The organism is Bacillus sp. FSL M7-1020 (assembly GCF_038050415.1).
In the GTDB taxonomy this organism is placed as follows: Bacteria; Bacillota; Bacilli; order Bacillales; family Bacillaceae_G; genus Bacillus_A; species Bacillus_A toyonensis.
Window position 1 is genome coordinate 982,755 of sequence record NZ_JBBOTW010000001.1, and the last position, 19,584, is coordinate 1,002,338.

Genomic DNA, 19,584 nt, shown 5'->3' on the forward strand with positions numbered 1-19,584 from the left:
GGGTGTGATTATAATGTTTATCGCTAAAAGAGAAAACGGAGAGAAAATTCATCTACTCTATAATCGAAATGAAGAGCTTTTACAACGTATGCGTAAAAGGGAGCGTTTCTTTTGTATAGCTTGTGGAAAGGAAGTGCAAATGAAATTAGGGAAACAAAAAAGTTGGCATTTTGCTCATAAGAAAGTGGAGTCATGCCTTGCTTTTTATGAAGCAGAATCTATATATCATATGCACGGTAAAGAATTGCTATATAGATGGTTGAAACGTCAAAATTTCCATGTGGATATAGAGCGTTACCTTCCAAAAATCCAGCAAAGACCAGATATTTTCGTAGAGAGAGCAGGTAGGGAAATTGCGATTGAATATCAATGCGCCAATCTCTCCATAGAACAACTTTCTAAACGAACATACTCGTATTGGCAAGCGGGCATTCAGGTCATCTGGATCATTGGTGGAAATCAATTAAAAAAGCAAGCTGCATATTGGATGAAATTTTCCTCACTTCTGGCTTTCTCCTTACAATCTTATCCTCAGCCATTTCTCATTTTCTTCTGTCCGAAACAAAAATCATTTATGAAATGTGCCTTTATCACTCCGTTTTCTACAAACGTCTCTTTCTCACATATTATGTATTTACCAAACGATACAACTACTTTTGAATTACTCTTTTCCCCTGTTCCTTTCCGGAAAGAAATATTAGGACAGGAATGGAAGAAGCGAAAGGACTACTTTCGGCAAAATGCCCTGTCTATTTGGAATTATAATCATAAGTCACTATTACGCCTCTTATATCAATTTAAATGTACTCCAGCGAGCTTTCCTTCTGAAATTGGTGTGCCACTCCCGTCTTCATTTGCTTTTCAAACAAATCCATTTACATGGCAAGCATTTCTATACATGAAGTGTATAGAAAAGCTTGCGGTAGGGAATTGTATTTCCCTTCAATATGTGTGTAGTTATGTAAAAAAATATACGAAAAGGCGCTTACTTCCGTACTTTTCACAACATATATGGAAAGTAGCGGTTACTGAATATATGACTTTTTTATGTTTTGTAGGCGTGTTGCGTAAAGTAGGAACTTATACGTACCGAAAAATGAGGAATATAGTTATGTTACAGACGGAGGAGGAAGTTAGGAAATATGATGAGATTTGCCTAACTTATGCGCTATCTCTATTTGAGACAAAGTTCAACATGGGAGAAGAAAAAGGGGATATAATAAAGAATGAACGTGAAGGAATTACATAAGAAAAACAGAATTGTACTTAAGTAGAGATATTTAAAGGAGGGCTTACAGAATGTCTGAACAAAATAAAGCAAAAACATTACCAGATCGCAATGAGATTGAAGAAGCAAGTACGTGGCGATTAGAAGATATTTTCCAAACAGATGCAGAATGGGAAAAAGAATTTCAAGCGATTAAAGAGTTACTACCGCAGTTAACTGAATTTAAAGGGAAGCTTGGTGACTCTGCGAACAACTTACTTGAGGCACTGCAATATGAAGATGAAATTTCAATGCGACTAGGTAAGCTATATACATATGCTCATATGCGTTACGATCAAGATACAACAAACTCTGTGTATCAAGCTTTAAATGATCGTGCGACGAATTTATATTCACAAGTATCTAGTAGCACAGCGTATATCGTACCTGAAATTTTATCTATTTCAGAAGATACACTGCAAGCATTTTTAAAAGAAAATAGAGACTTAAGTGTATATGAACATGCATTAGAAGAAATTACACGTCAACGTCCACACGTATTATCTGAGGCTGAGGAAGCTTTATTAGCGGAAGCATCTGAAGTAATGAGTTCATCAAGTAATACATTTGGTATGTTGAATAATGCGGATTTGAAATTCCCGTCTATTAAAGGCGAGGACGGAGAAGAAATAGAAATTACGCATGGTCGTTACATTCAGTTTTTAGAAAGTGATGATCGTCGTGTTCGCGAAGATGCATTCAAAGCTGTATTTGAAACGTATGGGAAATTTAAGAACACATTTGCAAGTACGTTAAGCGGAGCGGTGAAACGTAATAATTTCAATGCACGTATTCGTAAATATGACTCTGCTCGCCAAGCTGCATTGAGCAATAATAATATTCCTGAAGCAGTTTACGATCAACTCGTTGAAACGGTAAATGATCACTTACATTTATTGCACCGTTACATCGATATTCGAAAGCGTGCGCTAGGACTTGATGAACTTCATATGTACGATTTATATACACCACTTGTACAAGAAGTGAAAATGAATGTGAAATATGAAGAAGCACAAGACATGTTATTAAAATCTTTAAACGTACTTGGTGATGAGTATGTTGAAATTTTGAAAGAAGCATATGAAAATCGCTGGGTAGATGTGTATGAGAATAAAGGAAAACGAAGCGGAGCATATTCATCTGGTGCATACGGAACAAATCCTTATATTTTAATGAACTGGCATGATAATGTAAATAATTTATTTACACTTGCTCATGAGTTTGGTCATTCTGTGCATAGTTATTACACAAGAAAGACACAGCCGCACGTATACGGTGATTATTCAATCTTCGTTGCAGAGGTAGCGTCAACTTGTAATGAAGCGCTTCTAAATGATTATTTATTAAAAACGACAGAAGATAAAAAAGAGCGCCTATATTTATTAAATCATTATTTAGAAGGATTCCGTGGTACTGTATTCCGTCAAACGATGTTCGCAGAGTTTGAGCATATTATTCATAAGAAAGTACAAGAAGGACATGCTGTTACGCCAGATATGTTAACGGAGATCTACTACGATTTAAATAAGAAATATTTCGGTGACGCTTTAGTAATCGACGAAGAAATTGGGTTAGAATGGTCTCGCATTCCGCACTTCTACTACAACTATTACGTATATCAATATGCAACAGGATTTAGTGCAGCAACGGCTCTATCTAAACAGATTTTAGAAGAAGGGCAACCAGCGGTAGAACGTTACATTAATGAATTCTTAAAAGCAGGAAGCTCTGATTATCCAATTGAAGTGCTGAAAAAAGCAGGAGTTGATATGGCATCTCCTGAACCAGTGAAAGAGGCACTACAAGTATTTGAAGAGAAATTAAATGAATTAGAAGCGTTATTATTTGAAGAAAAGTAATGAGAAAAGACGAGGGATTTTATCCTCGTCTTTTTTGTTTAAAAATACAATTTGTCGATATTTGTCGAAATGAAAATCGATTTTCCTTACTATTTCTAAATTTGAAGACAGTTTTATAGTTAATTTTTGAATTCAAAATCCTTTAAATCGTTTTCTATGGTTGAAATAAGAGAGAGCGATGACGATGACTCCGAATAAAAGAGGAAAGGCGATAATTTTAGGAAAAGCTTGTAATAGAGAGAGAATGTACAAGAAAAAAGAAACAAGGACACATGAAAAAATTAGTAAAATATAGGATTTCTTTATGAAAAACACCTCCTAAAGGGCTTTTATATAGCTTATTCAAAAATGAAAACGTTTAGAATGTGACAAAAGTGTGAAATTCGACAAAAGGGGTTGTCATCTGACGTCGAATCTTGTAATATAATAAGCGTGAACGAATTCACATACAAACATATACCCCTTTGTTTGAACGTGAAAATTTCTCCCATCCCCTTTAATATTTTTATAAGCCGTAAAGAAAAAGACCTGGTGTTTACACCAGGTCTTTTTCTATTGCTATCCATTTCCAATAACGCTCACATTTTACGTCAATCATTTGTACTTTGCGTTTCAGTTGTAATTTTTTTAGTTCGCGCTCGATCTCTTGTTGCGAGCAGTCATATATAAATGCTACTTCTTTTGAAGATATAAATTGCGTTGCTTCTAGTAACATTTCTAAAGGCGGTAATGGTTCTGTCTCGATTTCACATTTTACGAGCTCTTTTAATAATTGTACGTATACATCATAGGAATAAGTTCCAGCGATTTTAATGCCTTCTTCATCTGAGTTCGCATGAAAAAAGACGAGGGAAGGTATTTCTGTAATATGCATTTCATTTGTGAATTTTAAGTCACATTGGAAAGCTTTTTTTGCGCTGGCGGAATGTAGATCTTTTTTAAATTCTTCTACATCAATATTGCTATCTTTTGCACATGCAAGCAATAATTCGCAGTCAGGGTTTGATACATTTTCAAGGAAAATGTATTCTTGGAGTTTTCGCAAAAACTTCGAACCTGCTTTTCGGCCTTGTAACTCCGCTGCTTTAATTGCCATCGAAACTAAATATGGTGTTGATGATGCCTCTTGCATATGTACTTTTCCATCACATGAAAAACCTTGTAAACTTGTCGTCTTTTCCCACACAAATCGAATATTAGCAGGTTTATTCCATTTGTGTGAGGAAGCGTTCGTTCCGTCCACTTTTCCAGTTACAATATGACGAATAGAGAAGTATTTCCCGTATTCAAGCCATAGTTTAATAATAAAGGGTTCAATTTCCCAGCAATCTTTACAAAGTGGATCAATAAATAAATATGCTTCTACAGACTTATGCTCACATGCGGAAGGAGATGGCATATTGATATGCTTTGCTTCCTGTTTATCCATTATATTTCACCTGTTTCGTTTGGAGTATTAACCATATGCTGAGCAGTTAATGCTAAACGTTCAAAAACGAACTCTCTTATATGACCGTGTACTCCTGTGTCATCCATTGCTTGCTCCATACATGATAGCCAAGCCTCTGCTCGTTTTGGCGTAATCTCAAACGGAAGATGGCGTGCTCTTAACATAGGATGACCATGTTCTTCAGTGTACAAATTAGGACCACCTAAATATTGTGTTAAAAATTGTTTTTGCTTCCTAGCTGTTTCTGTTAAATCATCCGGGAAGATGGGAGATAAGTCAGGGTGTTTACTGACATAGGAATAAAATGTGTCTACTAATATTGCAATGCATTGTTCACCGCCAATTGCTTCAAATGGTGTCATCGGTTGCTTGCTCATCCTTTATAAACTCCTTTTTCCATGAAATGTATATCTATTGTAGCAATGGAATGTTCGAGAGGGCAAATAAACAGCCTTCCTAACATTCTTTGCTTCTTCTACAGGTGTAAATGAACCTTTTACTTTTTAAGAAGTGAGATGTATCCACTAGTAGAACGGATTCACTAGTGGAATTTTCACTTTAGCGTGCTTTGTTTTGTTTGGCAAGGAAAAAGCGTTTTACTTTGTTATTTGTATGGCGAACTGGTACGTTATGCTGTGTTAACAAATGAATAAATGCAGCTTTTCCTGTTTCTTCGTCTTGCACTTCATATTCAATTTCATAATCATCGTGATTGTAATAGAAACTATGATCAAAGACAAGCGTTCCGCCTTCAAATAATGTTTCAGCTCTTTCAGTTGTTAAACTGCCCATATAAGTTAAAGCGGAAACAGGAATTTGTAATTTGTGTAGTTGGTCTACTACAGCACCTTGAATGATTGTGTTTGTTTCCATCATCATTTTTGCTTCGGCCTCGGTTACAACTTGATGCGTTTCTAACAAGCCGATTTCTGCAGGTTGTTTTAACGTTAATGTATAAGTTTCCCCTTTATGACGAATACGAAGTGCAGAACCAGCTTCTTTTAATGAAAAGTCGGGCGTTTCAAAGTAGTGATTCACTTGTTTCGTGAAAGCTTCAATAGAAAAAGATTTGCATAATGATTGGAATTCTTCTTCTGTAACGATATTTTTAAATTCAATTTCAATTTCTTGTGTCATTGTATGCGCTCCTTTTGAAAAATAATTCTTTACACATTATCGCTTTTTCACAAATTTGGTTCAATGTTTTATTTGTTTGCGTCCATGTTATGATACAATAATACTGTTAAGTAAGACAGGAAGTTGAGATGGAGGAGTTCGAGCATGCAAAATAAAATTCAAGTAAAGAGCGTAGAAATGAGAGAGAATGCGCTTATTTTTTGTGCGGAAAATACTGAAATAGAGGTAAAGGAGTTAAGTGCGCGTAATCACGTACTTGTAGACTCAGACAATTTATCATTTTTATATATCTTAGAAAACGAATCATCTTTCATATATGTAAGTATTCCGCATACATGCTGGGAAGCGATGCGTGAAGCAATGAATAAAGATACAGCGATGTTTATTCAAGTGAATGATGTTGAAATGGAATTAGAAGGTTTAAAAGAAGAAGTAGAATATTTAGTTGAAAATATTGAAGGTAATGCAAATTACGGAGAAGAACTAGTAACTGCTGTAGAAAAAGTATTTCTATAAGCAAATGGATTGATTTTGGTGGTGGTTGAAATGAATCGAAATTGGGAAGAATTTTTAGCACCTTACCATCAAGCGGTGGCAGAGCTGAAAGTGAAACTAAAAGGAATGCGTACTCAATTTGCAATGTTAACAGAGCATTCTCCAATTGAGTTTGTAACAGGAAGGGTAAAGTCGGTTGCAAGTATCATTGATAAAGCGGAGAAGAGGAATGTACCGCTAGACCGGCTCAGAGAAGATATGCAGGATATCGCGGGCCTTCGAATGATGTGTCAATTTGTTGATGAGATTAAGCCTGTTGTAGAATATCTCCGAAAACGAAATGACTTTGAAATCGTGGAAGAGCGTGATTATGTTACGCAAAAGAAAGATAGCGGTTATCGCTCTTATCACGTTGTTATTAGTTATCCTGTTCAAACGATTCAAGGGGAACAAAAAGTATTGGTAGAAATCCAAATACGCACGCTAGCAATGAACTTTTGGGCAACGATTGAGCATTCTTTGAATTATAAATATAGTGGGCGTTTTCCTGAAGATATTAAAATACGCTTGCAACGTGCAGCGGAAGCGGCGTTTTTATTGGATGAAGAAATGTCTTCTATTCGTCTTGAAATTCAAGAAGCACAAAAGGCTTTTTCAAGAAAGCAAGAAACGAAAGATTCCGAATCATAAACTAAAGGGTGTTGGCGATGAAATTTACAATTATGTCAAAGGGAGATCAATCATCAGATACACTAGCAAGCACGATGAAAGAGTACTTGCTAGATTTTGGATTCATTATGGATGAAAAGGAACCCGATATTGTAATTTCTGTTGGGGGAGATGGAACGCTTTTATATGCGTTTCATCGTTATTATAATCGATTGGATGAAACAGCATTTGTTGGTGTACATACAGGGCATTTAGGTTTCTATGCAGATTGGTTACCGACAGAAGTAGAGAAATTAGTAATTGCGATTGCTAAAACGCCATTCCAAGTGGTGGAATATCCGCTTTTAGAAGTGATTATTCGCTATGTGAATGGAAGTAAAGAGTCACAGTATTTAGCGATGAATGAAGCGACTGTAAAAAGTGCAGAGGGCACATTAGTAACAGAAGTGGAAATACGGGGAGAGTACTTTGAAACATTCCGCGGGGATGGTCTATGTATCTCAACTCCTTCAGGAAGTACTGCCTATAATAAAGCACTTGGCGGTGCAATTATTCACCCTTCTATTGAAGCAATTCAAATTGCAGAAATGGCATCCATTAACAACCGTGTGTTTCGTACTGTAGGCTCGCCGCTTGTATTGCCGAAGCATCATACATGTGTGTTGAAGCCGGCTCCAGGGATGAACTTACAAATTACGGTGGACCATTTAACGATGGTTCATCAAGATGTGAAATCAATCCAGTATCGCGTTGCAAACGAGAAAGTGCGATTTGTTCGTTTCCGCCCGTTCCCATTCTGGAAACGTGTCCGTGACTCGTTTGTTGCAGATAAATAGAAGGGGTTTATATATTGAACAGATTTACATTGAAATGGGATATAGAGTCAGCTGAAGAGGGAACTTTAGTTAGAGAATTTTTGAAAACAAAAGGGATTTCTAAAGCTGCTTTAACGGATATAAAATTTCATGGCGGAGCCATTGAAGTAGATGGTCAATATGCAAGCGTTCGTCATCAACTACAAGCGGGCGAACAGTTACGTGTTTTTTTTCCAGTGGAAGAAAGAAGTGAAGGGATGATTGCGGAAGATATCCCACTATGCATTGTATATGAAGATGATGCAGTTCTTGTCATCAATAAAGAAGCGAAGATGTCAACGATTCCGTCTAGAGAACATCCAGAGGGAAGTGTTGCTAACGCGCTTTTGTCTTATTATGATAAGCAGCATCTTGCCAGTACGGTGCACATTGTAACAAGGTTGGATCGTGATACGTCAGGACTCATGCTTATTGCAAAAAATCGTTTCGTACATCATCTTTTATCGAAACAACATCAACAAAAAGCTGTGAAACGAACGTATGAAGCAATTGTTCATGGAGAGATGATAAAACGTGAAGGAACGATTGATGCACCGATTGGTAGAAAATCAGATAGCATCATTGAACGAACAGTTTGTGAGGATGGACAGAGGGCAGTTACTCATTTTAGAGTGATTCATAGCTCCTCGCAAAAGACGCATGTATCTCTTGAACTTGAGACAGGAAGAACGCATCAAATCCGCGTGCATATGGCTCATATGGGACATCCGTTACTTGGTGATGACTTATATGGAGGAAGAAGGGATGAAATGAAACGACAAGCACTTCACAGTACATCTTTGGCGTTTTATCATCCTATTTTAGAAAAGGAAATGTCTTTTGCTACGACGATTCCAAGCGATATGCAGCAGTTATTAATGCACGCTTAAAAAGGGACCAAAATTCTTATGTAATGAAGAATTTTGGTCCCTTTTTTCTTAGCGGAATAATATTAAAATTTGATTATCATCCGTACGCTTAATAACGAAAAATCCACTTTCAGCTTTTGTAGCAATGCCGTCATCATTTGGACGACAATATCCATGCGGTTCGCAAGTGCCATCATCACGTACTAACATTTGTCCAATTAATCCGACAGGAAGCCAATCAGAACGGTCTTTTCTTGCTATATATTTGCAAGCTGGATCCCATTCTGTATTTAAAAGTGGTTGTATTTCTTGTGTTTCTGTACGTACATATTGACGCTTTCCAAAGTTATCTGTTTTATAGCGCTTTTGCCAACTTAAAGCACCACTATTTCCTATAATAGCGGGGGTTGCACTAGATATTCCTAAAATGAAAGAATCGTTTGAAGTAGCTATCCGAATTTTTTCTTCGCTACTAAATGTAACGAAATAACCGACATCAATAGCTTTATGGTCCGCGGTTTCAAACATTTGTGCAAAATCCGTTCCGCCTGCATTGTAAGAAGCACCCTCAATGTACATTTCTCCATTATGAGCAAGCCATTTAGCACCGATATTATGATCGGTATCTTTTGTTCCATTTGCAATAAACCAAGAATAGGCTTCTTCGGCCGTGCCGAATCGTCCCATAATATGGCTTCCTGCAAAATGAGCTGTTGATGTATGATTACCTTCCGCATGAGAAGAGAATCCATTAGCGATAGTTGCGGTTCCTTCTGCGTGTGCTGCTTCGCCTAAAGCAATCGTATGTTTACCTTCCGCGTGAGAATAAGAGCCGCCTGCTGTCGTTTCACTTCCTTCACTATGCGAACTATGTCCAGTTGCTTTTGTTTTCGATCCTTCTGCATGGGAGCAAGTTGCTTTTGCGTGTGTAAGAAGTCCTTCTGCATGTGAAACTGTACCCTCTGCATGAGAGTGAAGCCCCTCTGCATGTGAATATCGGCCTTCTTTTTTTACTTTCGTATTTTCAGGTGCAGGAGTCTGAATTATGATCGTTTTTTCTGTTTGTATATTATTTGATGGAGTTAATGCTTCTTTTATTTTTTTTACTTGGTTTATAATATCGGTTGGAATTTCTGGTTGTATTTTTTTATTTATTGCTACAGGAATGTTCTCTTCCGTATTTTCCTGTTTTTCTTCAGAATGCAGTATTTGTTCATCGTGATGAGAGAGATGTTTATTTTTTTGTTGCATCTTTACTTTTCTACGATTGATTATGCGACTCATTACAGCATTTTCTAAAGAGACATATTTTGTTTTAGCTTTGCTCTTTTTTGATGACTCTTGTTCTTCTAGTTCTTCTATAGCTGCAGCTCGAATGCCGCACCAGTTGTTAATTCCATACATGGGCTGATATAAAGGGTGGAATTTTCTTTTTTGTTTAGAAGATTTTTTCTTCATTCTGTCACCTCCTGCGACATTATATGTCGTGCAATTAAAAAAAGATGCACTTTATTGCATCTTTTTTTAATTGCTTTACCTAGATTTATATAGGATACATCTAGAAAATATGATAATCTCTCGTTATTCGTGAATTGTACGAAGTAGAGAGGATTATGAAATTGGGCGGAATTTCTCAGGGACAAAAGGAAGGGAAGAAGGGACAGAAACGGTCTCCATTTCAGGGTAACGTAATCCAGTTAGTTTACCTCCAAATACAGCGCCAGTATCGATATTGACTGTATGATTTACAAAACGAGGTTCTTTTACTGGTGTATGTCCATATATAATCCAAGCGTCGCCCTTATATTCTTTCGCCCAGTCGCGACGGACAGGAGAGCCATCATCATGTTTTTCACCTGTAATATCGCCATATAATACAAACGTTTGTACTTTTTTATCTTGCCTTCCGATGTAATCTTTCCGAATGCCAGCGTGACATACAATTAACCTTTTCTCATCGAGCACGTGATATAAAGGGGAATTTTCATAAAGGGTGATGAACTTTTCTTTTATGATTTGCTGTTTTTGAAAAGATAGTGCTTCGTATTCAGCAGCAGTTGTTTCAAGTCCGTGAGCGATTGTCACATTACGTCCGAGGAAAAATCGGTACAGCTTATTACAGTGATTTCCAGGAGCGTAATAAGCCTCTTTTTTATGTATGACAAGTTCCCATACAAGTTCAATCATATGTAATGAATGAGGGCCACGGTCTGTAATATCACCAACGAATGCCAGCTTTCGCTCGTCGGGATGAACTGGCATTCCACTATTCCATTTATATCCTAGTTTCGTCGTTAAGTTTTGAAACTCTTGGAAGCAGCCATGAATGTCACCTATAATGTCATATTTCATATGTAAACCTCCATCCTATTTTTCATTAGTATAACTAAAAAAGGATAGAGATAAAAATATCGTTTTTTGCACGATTTATTTAAACATAAAAACTTTCGTTCGTGAGCGAACGTTTAAAATAAATCCAATTGCAATCATGTATGTAAGCAACGAACTTCCTCCGTAGCTCATAAGGGGTAATGTGATTCCTGTAATAGGTAGTAATCCGATTGTCATCCCGATATTTTGAAATACTTGAAAAGTAAACATTCCGATTGTACCAGCGCAGATGTAACTACCGAAAGGGTCATTACTTTCTAAAGCGATATGAATCATGCGGAAAATAAGTAGGAAAAAAAGTGCAATAATGACACTTGCGCCTAAAAATCCGAATTGCTCAGCGACATTAGTGAAAATAAAATCTGTATGTGGTTCTGGAAAGTATACTTGTCCATTTTCCCAACCTTTTCCTTGCATTTCTCCTGATCCAGTAGCTAAAAAAGCTTGTCTTAATTGATAGCCTTGCGCGTCATATTCGTAAGGGGCCAGCCAACCATAGAAGCGGTTTAATTGGTATTCTTTTAAGATATACTCCTTAAAGAATTCTGTATGAGCAATATAAATATACGTTAAGGTAACACCTGCTGTGAAAATAACGGAGACTAATCCGAAAATAAAGCGCCAACGTATACCGGAAACTAGTATCATTGCTGCCAGCATCGCTGAAATTACCATTGTGTTTCCTAAATCAGGTTCTTTTGCAATAAGTAGTAGCGGTGGCAAACTCGTTGCGAATATTTTTCCGAGTAAGATAAAATCTTCACGAGGTGTTCGAAAAAAATATTTTTCGTTATGATTAGCTATAATTCGTCCAATGACGATAATTAAAAATAATTTCATAATTTCTGAAGGTTGAAAATTTCCGATGCCTGGGAGCCTGTACCAAGCGGTAGCCCCTTTAATTGTAACGGCACCTGGAACCTGAAGTTCTAGCCCGATAAGTAATATCATTGCAAAGCTATATAAATACCAAGCAATTTTTTGATACCGATCGAAATCGATAATCATAATAACACTAATAGCGACAAATCCAATGAAGTACCATTGTATTTGCTTGAGTGCAAAATTTACATTTTGTAAAAATGGTGGTAAAGAGGTTTGCGCACTTGCAATAGCAAAGCAACTAACAGTCCCAATGGCAAATAAAATGAATAGTAATACGTAGTCTATTTGATATTGAGAATTCGTATCTTTCACTGTATGTAATCCTTTCTATCGCCTAGTAAATATGTTGATGACGTCATTCTAAAAGTAATATAAGCAGACTGTCCATACATTTATTCCACTATTTATGTAAAGTCATACATAATAGGGAGGAATAGCTCCTCCCTTATGCAAAGCTATCGTGGATTTAGCTCTTTTATAATTATATTTAAACAACGAGAAAGACGTATATGTGCATCTGGAATGAGATTGGGGTATTGCTTATAAAACTCGAATGCACCCATACACCACTCATAGGCTTTGAGCAGACTAGTTCTATAATCATTGAAATCTTGTAAGAAACCATACTTTTTTGAAGTTAAAACGAGATGTGAAAAATCTTCAGATCCTTCAAGTAATTTATGGTGTACTTGCTGTCCATCATGAAAGCGAAAGGAACTTAAAGGTTCAGTGATATAAAATGCATCACCTTTTGAAAGTAAACCCATCCAAGAGGCCATATCAACACTACAACAATAGTTCCTTTCATTTAGAGTACCAAAAGGTTCTGTTAATAGTCGCCTTCGAAAGAGTACAGTCGTAGGTTCACCAATAATATTCTGTCCAGATAAAAGCATATGGTTTCCAAAATCTATCCCACTTAGCAGGGTATCTTCGCTATACAATCTATTTACAGCGGGATGGTTTTCAATTATATCTCCATTTTCATCAATCCAAGTGCGATATGATGTAATAAGTGCGAGTTTTTGATTTAAGTCTTGTTGGAAATAGAACATCATTTTCTCAATTTTATTACTATGGAATAAGTCATCGTCCATTAAGAAGTTTATGTATTCGCCACTAGACTGTTCTAAGAGCATGAGGTCATTATGGAATTGTCCTAAAGTAGTACTATTCCGGATATATGTTATATGGGAATGGTTTGGTAAGTATTTTTCATTCATTAATTTTTCAGTTTCATCATTCGTACTATCGTCTCCTACAATAACTTCAATGTTTGGATAAGTTTGTGCCAAAGCACTTTCTAAAGCGATTTTGAAATAATGTGGTCTATTATAGGTGGGAATAAGGATGGAAACAAGAGGTAGATTTTTTTCATTTGTCATACGTAACTTCCTTTCAGAAGCTTTTTTTTGTAAGAACAATATCTTGATAACTCGTATATTCATGTCGGCCGCACCATAAACCATAGTGTGGTTTATTCATTACCTCTAAGCCATATTTATTCAATAAAGCGCAAATATCTGTTTCAGGATAAGCAACTGCGAAATTAGGAATATCTTTATTTACGACATAACAATTTTCAATTTGATGATAAAATCCTAACGTACTTAGTCCTGCATTTAAATAATAGGATGACTCAGGGTTTATTAAAAAGAACGTAATAAAACATCTCCCGTCTTTTTTTAATACACGTGCAATCTCAGATACGTAATGTTCTAATTCTGTTGGGAGAAGGTGCGTAAATACAGAAGTTAAAAAGATGAAATCGAATGTCGCGTCTTCATATGGAAACTTATAGTGAGAGGCATCTTCTTTTCCTTCTGGATTGTAAAATTGATTGTATATGTCAACGTGTTCAAAATGAAAATTATTACGGGTAGTTGTAATATTATTTTTACACCAAGTGATACCTTCTTTAAACAAATCAAATCCATAATACGCTCCATCATCAGTTAAGTAATTCATTAATGGAACAGCCATTCGGCCGACGCCGCAGCCTACATCTAATACTTTTTCGTTTGACTTTAAAGCCCCAATTTGAATGAAATGCTTTAGGAATTCTTTACCGACCTTTTCAAAATCGCCACCTACATATTGGACGAGTTCAGGAGGGGGGAGTAATTTTATTTCTTTTTCAAGTTCGCTCATAAATACACTCCTTCCTTGTAGTAAAAAGGCAAACCAATACGGTATCCATATTATCTCGATATTTACAGACGAATCTCACCTCAAAACGAAGAGTATGGGGAAATTAAAGTTTTATTTGATAGCGAAAGAGGATAAGATGTGACCGCTTATTACATACAAGGAGATTCCTAAAACGGTTCATGTATTCAAGTATTAGATTAATAGGAATGGAACCTCCTTATAATCAAAATTTCTCTTATTCTTTTCGCCAATATACACCAAAGATATCAATTTTAGTAATAGGAGCTTTTAAGTTTCTTTGATTTCTAAAGTCCGTCACAGCTTCTGCACAAGCTGGTAGTCCATAGTCATCAATAATAATATAGCCACCTGTTGAAACTTTATCGTATAAGTTCACGAGACCATCCATCGTAGATTCATACATATCCCCATCAAGTCGTGCAATTGCAATCTTTTCTATTGGTGCTGTTGGTAAAGTATCTTTAAACCAGCCTTTTAAAAATTTTACTTGATCATTTAATAAATCATATTTTCTAAAGTTTCCTTGTACTTGTTCTAAAGAAACACGTAAATAATCGAATGTGTGTAAATAATCACCGTAGTCTTTCGGATATTGTTCTAAATTCGGTGCTGGCAAACCTTCAAATGAATCTGCAACCCAAATATTACGATCCGTAATGTTATTGGCTTGTAAAAAGCCATTCATAAAAATGCAAGAACCTCCGCGCCATACACCTGTTTCGATAAAATCTCCTTCTATATTTTCACGAACAACGGTTTCCATTGCCTCATGTAACTGATTCATACGTTCTCGGCCAATCATACTATGTGCTGCTCTTGGCCAATCCAGTCCATCATGACGTTCACTTTTTGAAACATCTGGCTTTACAATTTTTAAGCTATGATTTTCGGCATATTGCTTAATGAATAAAGGGAGTGGTACGGTAACTGGCTCGAATTGAAGTTCTTTTGATATATGTAGAGATGCAGGTAAGTACTCCTCATATTCTAACCATATTTCAAATAAAATTGTTTTCTTTAGCAATTCGAGATAAAGCTGAACAGCAGATTTATTTTCCATATTTATGCCTCCTGCAAAATGTCATACAACAATATGATTATGTAGATAGTAAAGATTTCATGATTGAATTCGAAATAGAAAAAGCAGTAAAACCAATATCAGTTTTACTGCTAAGTAAAAGATTAAGCGATTTTCTCAATAATAATAGATGCACTTGTACCAAGAGCTAGAGATAACCCAAGTCCTGTAACAACAGCTTCAACCATTGATGGAGTTATTGTAATTTGTGTAATTGCCTGGATAACGAGAGGCGCTCCAACTGAGATTAAGCTTGTGCCTGCACCTGGTACATTAACGCCATTAACTTGAATTGCAAGGCTACCTAATACACTTACTAATGCAGTATATGCGATAACAGTAATCTTGTAGAATCCAGTTTCACTTATGATGAAAGTATCAGCGTCCAATTGAGAAATTGCAGTACCAAACTGAGATCCAACCGTGTTAAACGGTACAGGATCATTAATTCCAAGAGCTAAAGAAACTGTAGCAGAGTTAAATGCATACAATCCTGCTGGAAGTCCTAATCCAGATGGCCCAGTCGGCCCAGTAGGTCCAGTTGGCCCAGTCGGCCCAGTAGGTCCAGTCGCACCAGTGGATCCAGATGGCCCAGTAGGTCCAGTTACGCCAGTACCTCCAGTCGGCCCAGTAGGTCCAGTTACGCCAGTACCTCCAGTCGGCCCAGTAGGTCCAGTTGCACCAGTACCTCCAGTCGGCCCAGTAGGTCCAGTTGGCCCAGTCGGCCCAGTAGGTCCAGTTGGCCCAGTCGGCCCAGTAGGTCCAGTTGGCCCAGTAGGTCCAGTCGGTCCAGATGGCCCAGTAGGTACGGTAGGTCCAGTAGGTCCAGTAGGTCCAGTCGGCCCAGTTGGCCCGGTTGGAAGTGTAAACGGTGGTATTGGTGGTAAAGTTGGACCTACAAGATTAGGATCAAATGCACTAGCTGATAATGATTCATCAGGATTTAAGCCATCTGAATAATTATTATTTGACATAAATTCACCTCCATAAAGCTTTCATTATATAGTAGATGCAAAATCGCAAGAAAATGACACGGACATTTGAATTATTGAAAAGAAATCTAAAATAACTTGAACAATATAAAAATGTGGAAAGTTTCGCGTTTGTATAACATATGATTGAGTTGGAAGAAGGTGATTATATTGAACAAGCAAGGCATTACAATTAGTTTATGTATGATAGTCCGAGATGAGGAAAAGACAATAGCTCGATGTTTGGATGGGATTGAAGAAATTGTTGATGAAATTGTAGTAGTTGATACAGGTTCTGTTGATCGAACGAAAGAAATTGTAGAGAAATACACTCCTAATATATATGATTTCCAGTGGATTGATGATTTTTCGGCGGCTAGAAATTTTGCTTTTTCAAAAGCGACGCAACAGTATATATTATGGCTAGATGCAGATGACGTATTATTAGAAGATGCTCAAGAAGCATTGAAACAATTAAAGGGCCAATTAGATTCTAATGTGGATGCTGTTTCGATGCCTTATCACCTCGTAATGGACTCTAACGGGAAGCCTTTATATTGCACAAGAAGGTATCGGCTTGTAAAGCGCGAAAAACAGTTTCAATGGTTTGGTAAAGTACATGAGTATTTAGCGGTTTCCGGTGAAATTTTTAATAGCAACATTGCTATTACACATAAAAAGGAAAAAGAAGTAACGGATCGTAATTTGAAAATTTTTCAAAATGCTGTAGCAGCTGGAGAAGAATTGAGTCCGAGAGATTTGTTTTATTATGCAAATGAATCTATGGATAATCAAAAATACAATGATGCGGTTCTTTTATATGAAACATTTCTGAATCAAGATGAAGGATGGTATGAAGAGAAAATCTATGCATGTGGTAAGTTAGGGGATTGTTATGCGAAGCTCGGACTGTGGGAGAAAGCAGTTGAGGCTTGTGCAAAATCGTTTCGGTACGATGTTCCTAGAGGAGAGAATTGTACAAGAATAGGATATATATATATGGATCAACAAAAGTATAATGAAGCGATATTTTGGTTTAAATTAGCAACGGAAGTGCCGCTGGCAAAGGATAGTCCGTTTCACAGTCCAGCTAGCTACACATGGCTTCCTTATTTACAAATGTGTATTTGCTACAGCAAGTTAGGGGAGCAAGACAAAGCTTATTATTACAATGAATTAGCAGCTTCTTATGTTCCGAATAATGCTGCAATCGAGTATAACCGTAAATATTTTCGAGGTGTTTTTGATAAACAATATAAGGTGTAATGCATGCTATTTTTAGGAAATAACTTGTCACGATTCTAATAATGATAGATTGGCTATATATTAGAGTATCGGCAGGGATGGTATTGGTTATAAAGTGTATTTTGTTCATATGAGATGTATATTTCAAATTCAATTTACATAAGGAGTGTGTGAAATGAATCGGGAAAAAAGTTCTTTATATGAAGAAAAATCTGATTTTTATTATAATGCAGCGAATCCAAATTTATTGAAGCATATAAAAAAGGAATGGAAAGAAGTTCTTGATATTGGTTGCTCGAGCGGTGCATTAGGAGCGGCTATAAAAGAAAATGGTACACGTGTATCAGGAATTGAGGCATTTTCAGAAGCAGCGGAAAAAGCAAAAGAAAAGCTAGATCATGTTGTTTTAGGTGATATAGAGACAATGGATATGCCGTATGAGGAGGGCCAATTTGATTGCGTCATATTTGGTGACGTATTAGAGCATTTGTTTGATCCATGGGCTGTGGTAGAAAAAGTGAAACCATATATCAAACAAAATGGTGTGATTTTAGCTAGTATACCGAACGTTGCTCACATCTCGGTGTTAGCCCCCTTACTCGCTGGAAACTGGACGTATACAGAGTATGGTCTGTTAGATAAAACGCATATTCGTTTCTTTACTTTTAATGAAATGTTAAGACTGTTTTTAAAAGCTGGATATTCAATTAGTAAAGTAGATCGTGTATATGTTGATCATAAAATATATGAGCCACTTATTGAAGAGTTATATGGAATTTGTAAAAAGTATCGTCTTGGAAGTGGCTTCATGGCTGAGACGGTTGTATTTCAATATATTATTGAAGCAGAAAAATCACAATTATGAGTGCGGCAGACAAAACAATATTATTTGTTACATGTATAAATGATCGGAAATTGTATGCACAATGTGCGCGACATATATTGAAATTGGCAGTACCTCCTGGATATACTATACAATTCATGCCGATTCGAAATGCAAAAAGCATGACGAGCGGATACAATCAAGCCATTTCACATCCAGCAAAGTATAAAGTGTATTTACACCAAGATGTATTTATTATAAACGCAGCCTTTTTATACGGATTAATTCAATTATTTGAGGAACATGAACATCTTGGAATGATTGGGATGGTTGGATCGCAATATGTTCCTCCAACTGGTGTATGGAACGAAGGGCGTGGGATTGTCGGGAAAGTCATTGGTTATATGAACGATTTGTTTTATATGGCAAGTTTAGAGCAACCATTTCATGAATCAAAGACGTTTATTCCTGTTGAATGTATTGACGGTTTGTTAATGGCAACACAATATGATATCCCGTGGCGAGAAGACTTATTTGACGGATTTGACTTTTATGATGTATCTCAATCATTTGAATTTAAAAAAGCAGGATATACAGTCGGTGTACCTGTACAGCGCGATGCTTGGTGTATTCATTATCATTTCGATGTGAATATGACAAACTATGAAAAATATAGAAAAGTATTTGTAGAAAACTATATGTCAGATGTGAATAAGGAAGAATAGAGGGGCTACAAAATGAAAGATCACACAATATTAGTCGTTGTTTGTGTAAATAATGAAAAGCTTTTCGAGCAATGCGAGAGGCAAATAAGAAACATTTTTGTTCCCCCTGGCTATGCTGTGCAAATTTTCCCGATACGAGATGCAAAAAGTATGGCAAGTGCATATAACCGTGCTCTTTCATTTCCAGCAAAGTATAAAGTATATATACATCAAGACACGTACCTTATTAATCGTGATATGTTTTATAATCTTATTTCTCTTTTTAAAGAAAATGAAAAACTTGGTTTAATTGGAGTCGCTGGTGCTCAGTTTTTACCGAGTAACGGGATATGGTGGGAAGGGAAAAATTTAGTGGGGAAAGTGATTGAGTATAGAAGACGGAATTATCAATTATTAAATTTAGATCAAGGGTTTTATGGAAATCAATCTTTTATGTCAGTGCAGGCAATCGATGGTTTACTCATGGCAACACAGTATGATATTCCGTGGCGAGAAGATTTATTTCAAGGATTCCACTTTTATGACGTTTCACAGTCTTTAGAGTTTCAAAAGGCTGGCTATCTAATTGGCATCCCTAATCAAGCAAATTTATGGTGTATTCATTATAACGGAGATGAGTTTGATGCCGATACATACGAGAAGTATCGGAAAGTGTTTGTAGAACAGTATAAAGATATACTATCTCCATCATAAG

20 protein-coding genes are annotated in these 19,584 nt (G+C 36.5%); 10 read left to right on the forward strand and 10 right to left on the reverse strand.

All coding sequences use genetic code 11. The features are described 5' to 3' along the window. Window positions 1-4 precede the first annotated feature (4 nt). Both MHB70_RS05050 and pepF read left to right on the forward strand, forming a co-directional pair. Entirely contained in the window at window positions 5-1,249 is a 1,245-nt protein-coding gene (locus MHB70_RS05050) for a competence protein CoiA (protein WP_002093814.1), read from the forward strand. A 50-nt stretch (window positions 1,250-1,299) separates the two neighbouring features. Continuing rightward, window positions 1,300-3,126 carry an oligoendopeptidase F gene (gene pepF, locus MHB70_RS05055; protein ID WP_000003362.1) on the forward strand — a complete coding sequence of 609 codons (1,827 nt, stop codon included), beginning with the start codon at window positions 1,300-1,302 and terminating at the stop codon, window positions 3,124-3,126. A 535-nt stretch (window positions 3,127-3,661) separates the two neighbouring features. On the opposite strand, the gene MHB70_RS05060 is transcribed toward pepF, so the two are convergent. The 3 genes from MHB70_RS05060 to MHB70_RS05070 all read right to left on the reverse strand — a co-directional run bounded on the left by MHB70_RS05060 (window position 3,662) and on the right by MHB70_RS05070 (window position 5,713). Continuing rightward, window positions 3,662-4,555: a ClpXP adapter SpxH family protein gene (locus MHB70_RS05060; protein ID WP_061530732.1), complete on the reverse strand. Its 894-nt coding sequence runs from the start codon at window positions 4,553-4,555 to the stop codon at window positions 3,662-3,664. Beyond that, a complete protein-coding gene (locus tag MHB70_RS05065) occupies window positions 4,555-4,953 on the reverse strand; it encodes a globin domain-containing protein (RefSeq protein ID WP_000043381.1) in 399 nt (132 codons plus the stop codon). Before MHB70_RS05065 ends, MHB70_RS05060 begins: the two co-directional genes overlap by 1 nt. 181 nt (window positions 4,954-5,134) lie before the next feature. Beyond that, window positions 5,135-5,713 carry a CYTH domain-containing protein gene (locus tag MHB70_RS05070; RefSeq protein ID WP_000191111.1) on the reverse strand — a complete coding sequence of 193 codons (579 nt, stop codon included), beginning with the start codon at window positions 5,711-5,713 and terminating at the stop codon, window positions 5,135-5,137. 144 nt (window positions 5,714-5,857) lie between these two features. Between MHB70_RS05070 and MHB70_RS05075 the strand changes: the two genes are divergently transcribed. The 4 genes from MHB70_RS05075 to MHB70_RS05090 are packed head-to-tail and all read left to right on the forward strand — an operon-like array spanning window position 5,858 to window position 8,621. Further along, entirely contained in the window at window positions 5,858-6,229 is a 372-nt protein-coding gene (locus MHB70_RS05075; RefSeq protein WP_001180013.1) for a UPF0738 family protein, read from the forward strand. A gap of 30 nt (window positions 6,230-6,259) precedes the next feature. Next, complete coding sequence (locus MHB70_RS05080; RefSeq protein WP_001081482.1) at window positions 6,260-6,898, forward strand: GTP pyrophosphokinase; 639 nt, start codon at window positions 6,260-6,262, stop codon at window positions 6,896-6,898. Window positions 6,899-6,915: 17 nt separating this feature from the next. Continuing rightward, the gene (locus MHB70_RS05085) at window positions 6,916-7,713 is read left to right on the forward strand and encodes an NAD kinase (protein ID WP_000673191.1); all 798 of its coding nucleotides are present in this window, start codon (window positions 6,916-6,918) and stop codon (window positions 7,711-7,713) included. A gap of 14 nt (window positions 7,714-7,727) precedes the next feature. After that, window positions 7,728-8,621 (forward strand): RluA family pseudouridine synthase, encoded by an 894-nt coding sequence (locus MHB70_RS05090; RefSeq protein ID WP_016090930.1) that lies wholly within the window; start codon window positions 7,728-7,730, stop codon window positions 8,619-8,621. A 48-nt stretch (window positions 8,622-8,669) separates the two neighbouring features. On the opposite strand, the gene MHB70_RS05095 is transcribed toward MHB70_RS05090, so the two are convergent. The 7 genes from MHB70_RS05095 to MHB70_RS05125 all read right to left on the reverse strand — a co-directional run bounded on the left by MHB70_RS05095 (window position 8,670) and on the right by MHB70_RS05125 (window position 16,100). Beyond that, window positions 8,670-10,058, reverse strand: coding sequence for a peptidase G2 autoproteolytic cleavage domain-containing protein (locus tag MHB70_RS05095; RefSeq protein ID WP_061530731.1), 1,389 nt, complete (start codon window positions 10,056-10,058; stop codon window positions 8,670-8,672). A 153-nt stretch (window positions 10,059-10,211) separates the two neighbouring features. Further along, window positions 10,212-10,952 (reverse strand): bis(5'-nucleosyl)-tetraphosphatase PrpE, encoded by a 741-nt coding sequence (prpE, locus tag MHB70_RS05100; RefSeq protein WP_000872707.1) that lies wholly within the window; start codon window positions 10,950-10,952, stop codon window positions 10,212-10,214. 75 nt (window positions 10,953-11,027) lie between these two features. Then, a complete protein-coding gene (locus tag MHB70_RS05105) occupies window positions 11,028-12,188 on the reverse strand; it encodes an FtsW/RodA/SpoVE family cell cycle protein (RefSeq protein WP_000655682.1) in 1,161 nt (386 codons plus the stop codon). A 143-nt stretch (window positions 12,189-12,331) separates the two neighbouring features. Further along, window positions 12,332-13,261, reverse strand: coding sequence for a glycosyltransferase family 2 protein (locus MHB70_RS05110; protein WP_002038165.1), 930 nt, complete (start codon window positions 13,259-13,261; stop codon window positions 12,332-12,334). Window positions 13,262-13,274: 13 nt separating this feature from the next. After that, on the reverse strand, window positions 13,275-14,027 hold the full coding sequence (locus tag MHB70_RS05115) for a class I SAM-dependent methyltransferase (protein ID WP_001292084.1): 753 nt from the start codon (window positions 14,025-14,027) through the stop codon (window positions 13,275-13,277). A gap of 235 nt (window positions 14,028-14,262) precedes the next feature. Continuing rightward, entirely contained in the window at window positions 14,263-15,108 is an 846-nt protein-coding gene (locus tag MHB70_RS05120) for a TylF/MycF family methyltransferase (protein ID WP_061530730.1), read from the reverse strand. Window positions 15,109-15,230: 122 nt separating this feature from the next. After that, window positions 15,231-16,100, reverse strand: a complete 870-nt coding sequence (locus MHB70_RS05125; RefSeq protein ID WP_061530729.1) for a BclA C-terminal domain-containing protein — start codon at window positions 16,098-16,100, stop codon at window positions 15,231-15,233. A 165-nt stretch (window positions 16,101-16,265) separates the two neighbouring features. Here MHB70_RS05125 and MHB70_RS05130 point away from each other — a divergent pair, with 165 nt between their 5' ends. The 4 genes from MHB70_RS05130 (at window position 16,266) to MHB70_RS05145 (ending at window position 19,583) form a co-directional block, all read left to right on the forward strand. Beyond that, a complete protein-coding gene (locus tag MHB70_RS05130; RefSeq protein ID WP_033657385.1) occupies window positions 16,266-17,363 on the forward strand; it encodes a glycosyltransferase in 1,098 nt (365 codons plus the stop codon). A 154-nt stretch (window positions 17,364-17,517) separates the two neighbouring features. After that, complete coding sequence (locus MHB70_RS05135; RefSeq protein WP_001078421.1) at window positions 17,518-18,207, forward strand: class I SAM-dependent methyltransferase; 690 nt, start codon at window positions 17,518-17,520, stop codon at window positions 18,205-18,207. Beyond that, complete coding sequence (locus tag MHB70_RS05140) at window positions 18,204-18,890, forward strand: glycosyltransferase family protein (RefSeq protein ID WP_001271194.1); 687 nt, start codon at window positions 18,204-18,206, stop codon at window positions 18,888-18,890. Before MHB70_RS05135 ends, MHB70_RS05140 begins: the two co-directional genes overlap by 4 nt. 12 nt (window positions 18,891-18,902) lie before the next feature. Next, window positions 18,903-19,583 carry a glycosyltransferase family protein gene (locus MHB70_RS05145; RefSeq protein ID WP_000651532.1) on the forward strand — a complete coding sequence of 227 codons (681 nt, stop codon included), beginning with the start codon at window positions 18,903-18,905 and terminating at the stop codon, window positions 19,581-19,583. Window position 19,584: the final 1 nt, after the last annotated feature.

Excerpts from the sequence above, each read along its gene's own strand:
- pepF (WP_000003362.1), top strand. The coding sequence starts at position 1,300 with ATGTCTGAACAAAATAAAGCAAAAACATTACCAGATCGCAATGAGATT.
- MHB70_RS05060 (WP_061530732.1), bottom strand. The coding sequence starts at position 4,555 with ATGGATAAACAGGAAGCAAAGCATATCAATATGCCATCTCCTTCCGCA.
- MHB70_RS05065 (WP_000043381.1), bottom strand. The coding sequence starts at position 4,953 with ATGAGCAAGCAACCGATGACACCATTTGAAGCAATTGGCGGTGAACAA.
- MHB70_RS05070 (WP_000191111.1), bottom strand. The coding sequence starts at position 5,713 with ATGACACAAGAAATTGAAATTGAATTTAAAAATATCGTTACAGAAGAA.
- MHB70_RS05075 (WP_001180013.1), top strand. The coding sequence starts at position 5,858 with ATGCAAAATAAAATTCAAGTAAAGAGCGTAGAAATGAGAGAGAATGCG.
- MHB70_RS05080 (WP_001081482.1), top strand. The coding sequence starts at position 6,260 with ATGAATCGAAATTGGGAAGAATTTTTAGCACCTTACCATCAAGCGGTG.
- MHB70_RS05085 (WP_000673191.1), top strand. The coding sequence starts at position 6,916 with ATGAAATTTACAATTATGTCAAAGGGAGATCAATCATCAGATACACTA.
- MHB70_RS05095 (WP_061530731.1), bottom strand. The coding sequence starts at position 10,058 with ATGAAGAAAAAATCTTCTAAACAAAAAAGAAAATTCCACCCTTTATAT.
- prpE (WP_000872707.1), bottom strand. The coding sequence starts at position 10,952 with ATGAAATATGACATTATAGGTGACATTCATGGCTGCTTCCAAGAGTTT.
- MHB70_RS05110 (WP_002038165.1), bottom strand. The coding sequence starts at position 13,261 with ATGACAAATGAAAAAAATCTACCTCTTGTTTCCATCCTTATTCCCACC.
- MHB70_RS05115 (WP_001292084.1), bottom strand. The coding sequence starts at position 14,027 with ATGAGCGAACTTGAAAAAGAAATAAAATTACTCCCCCCTCCTGAACTC.
- MHB70_RS05120 (WP_061530730.1), bottom strand. The coding sequence starts at position 15,108 with ATGGAAAATAAATCTGCTGTTCAGCTTTATCTCGAATTGCTAAAGAAA.
- MHB70_RS05125 (WP_061530729.1), bottom strand. The coding sequence starts at position 16,100 with ATGTCAAATAATAATTATTCAGATGGCTTAAATCCTGATGAATCATTA.
- MHB70_RS05135 (WP_001078421.1), top strand. The coding sequence starts at position 17,518 with ATGAATCGGGAAAAAAGTTCTTTATATGAAGAAAAATCTGATTTTTAT.
- MHB70_RS05140 (WP_001271194.1), top strand. The coding sequence starts at position 18,204 with ATGAGTGCGGCAGACAAAACAATATTATTTGTTACATGTATAAATGAT.
- MHB70_RS05145 (WP_000651532.1), top strand. The coding sequence starts at position 18,903 with ATGAAAGATCACACAATATTAGTCGTTGTTTGTGTAAATAATGAAAAG.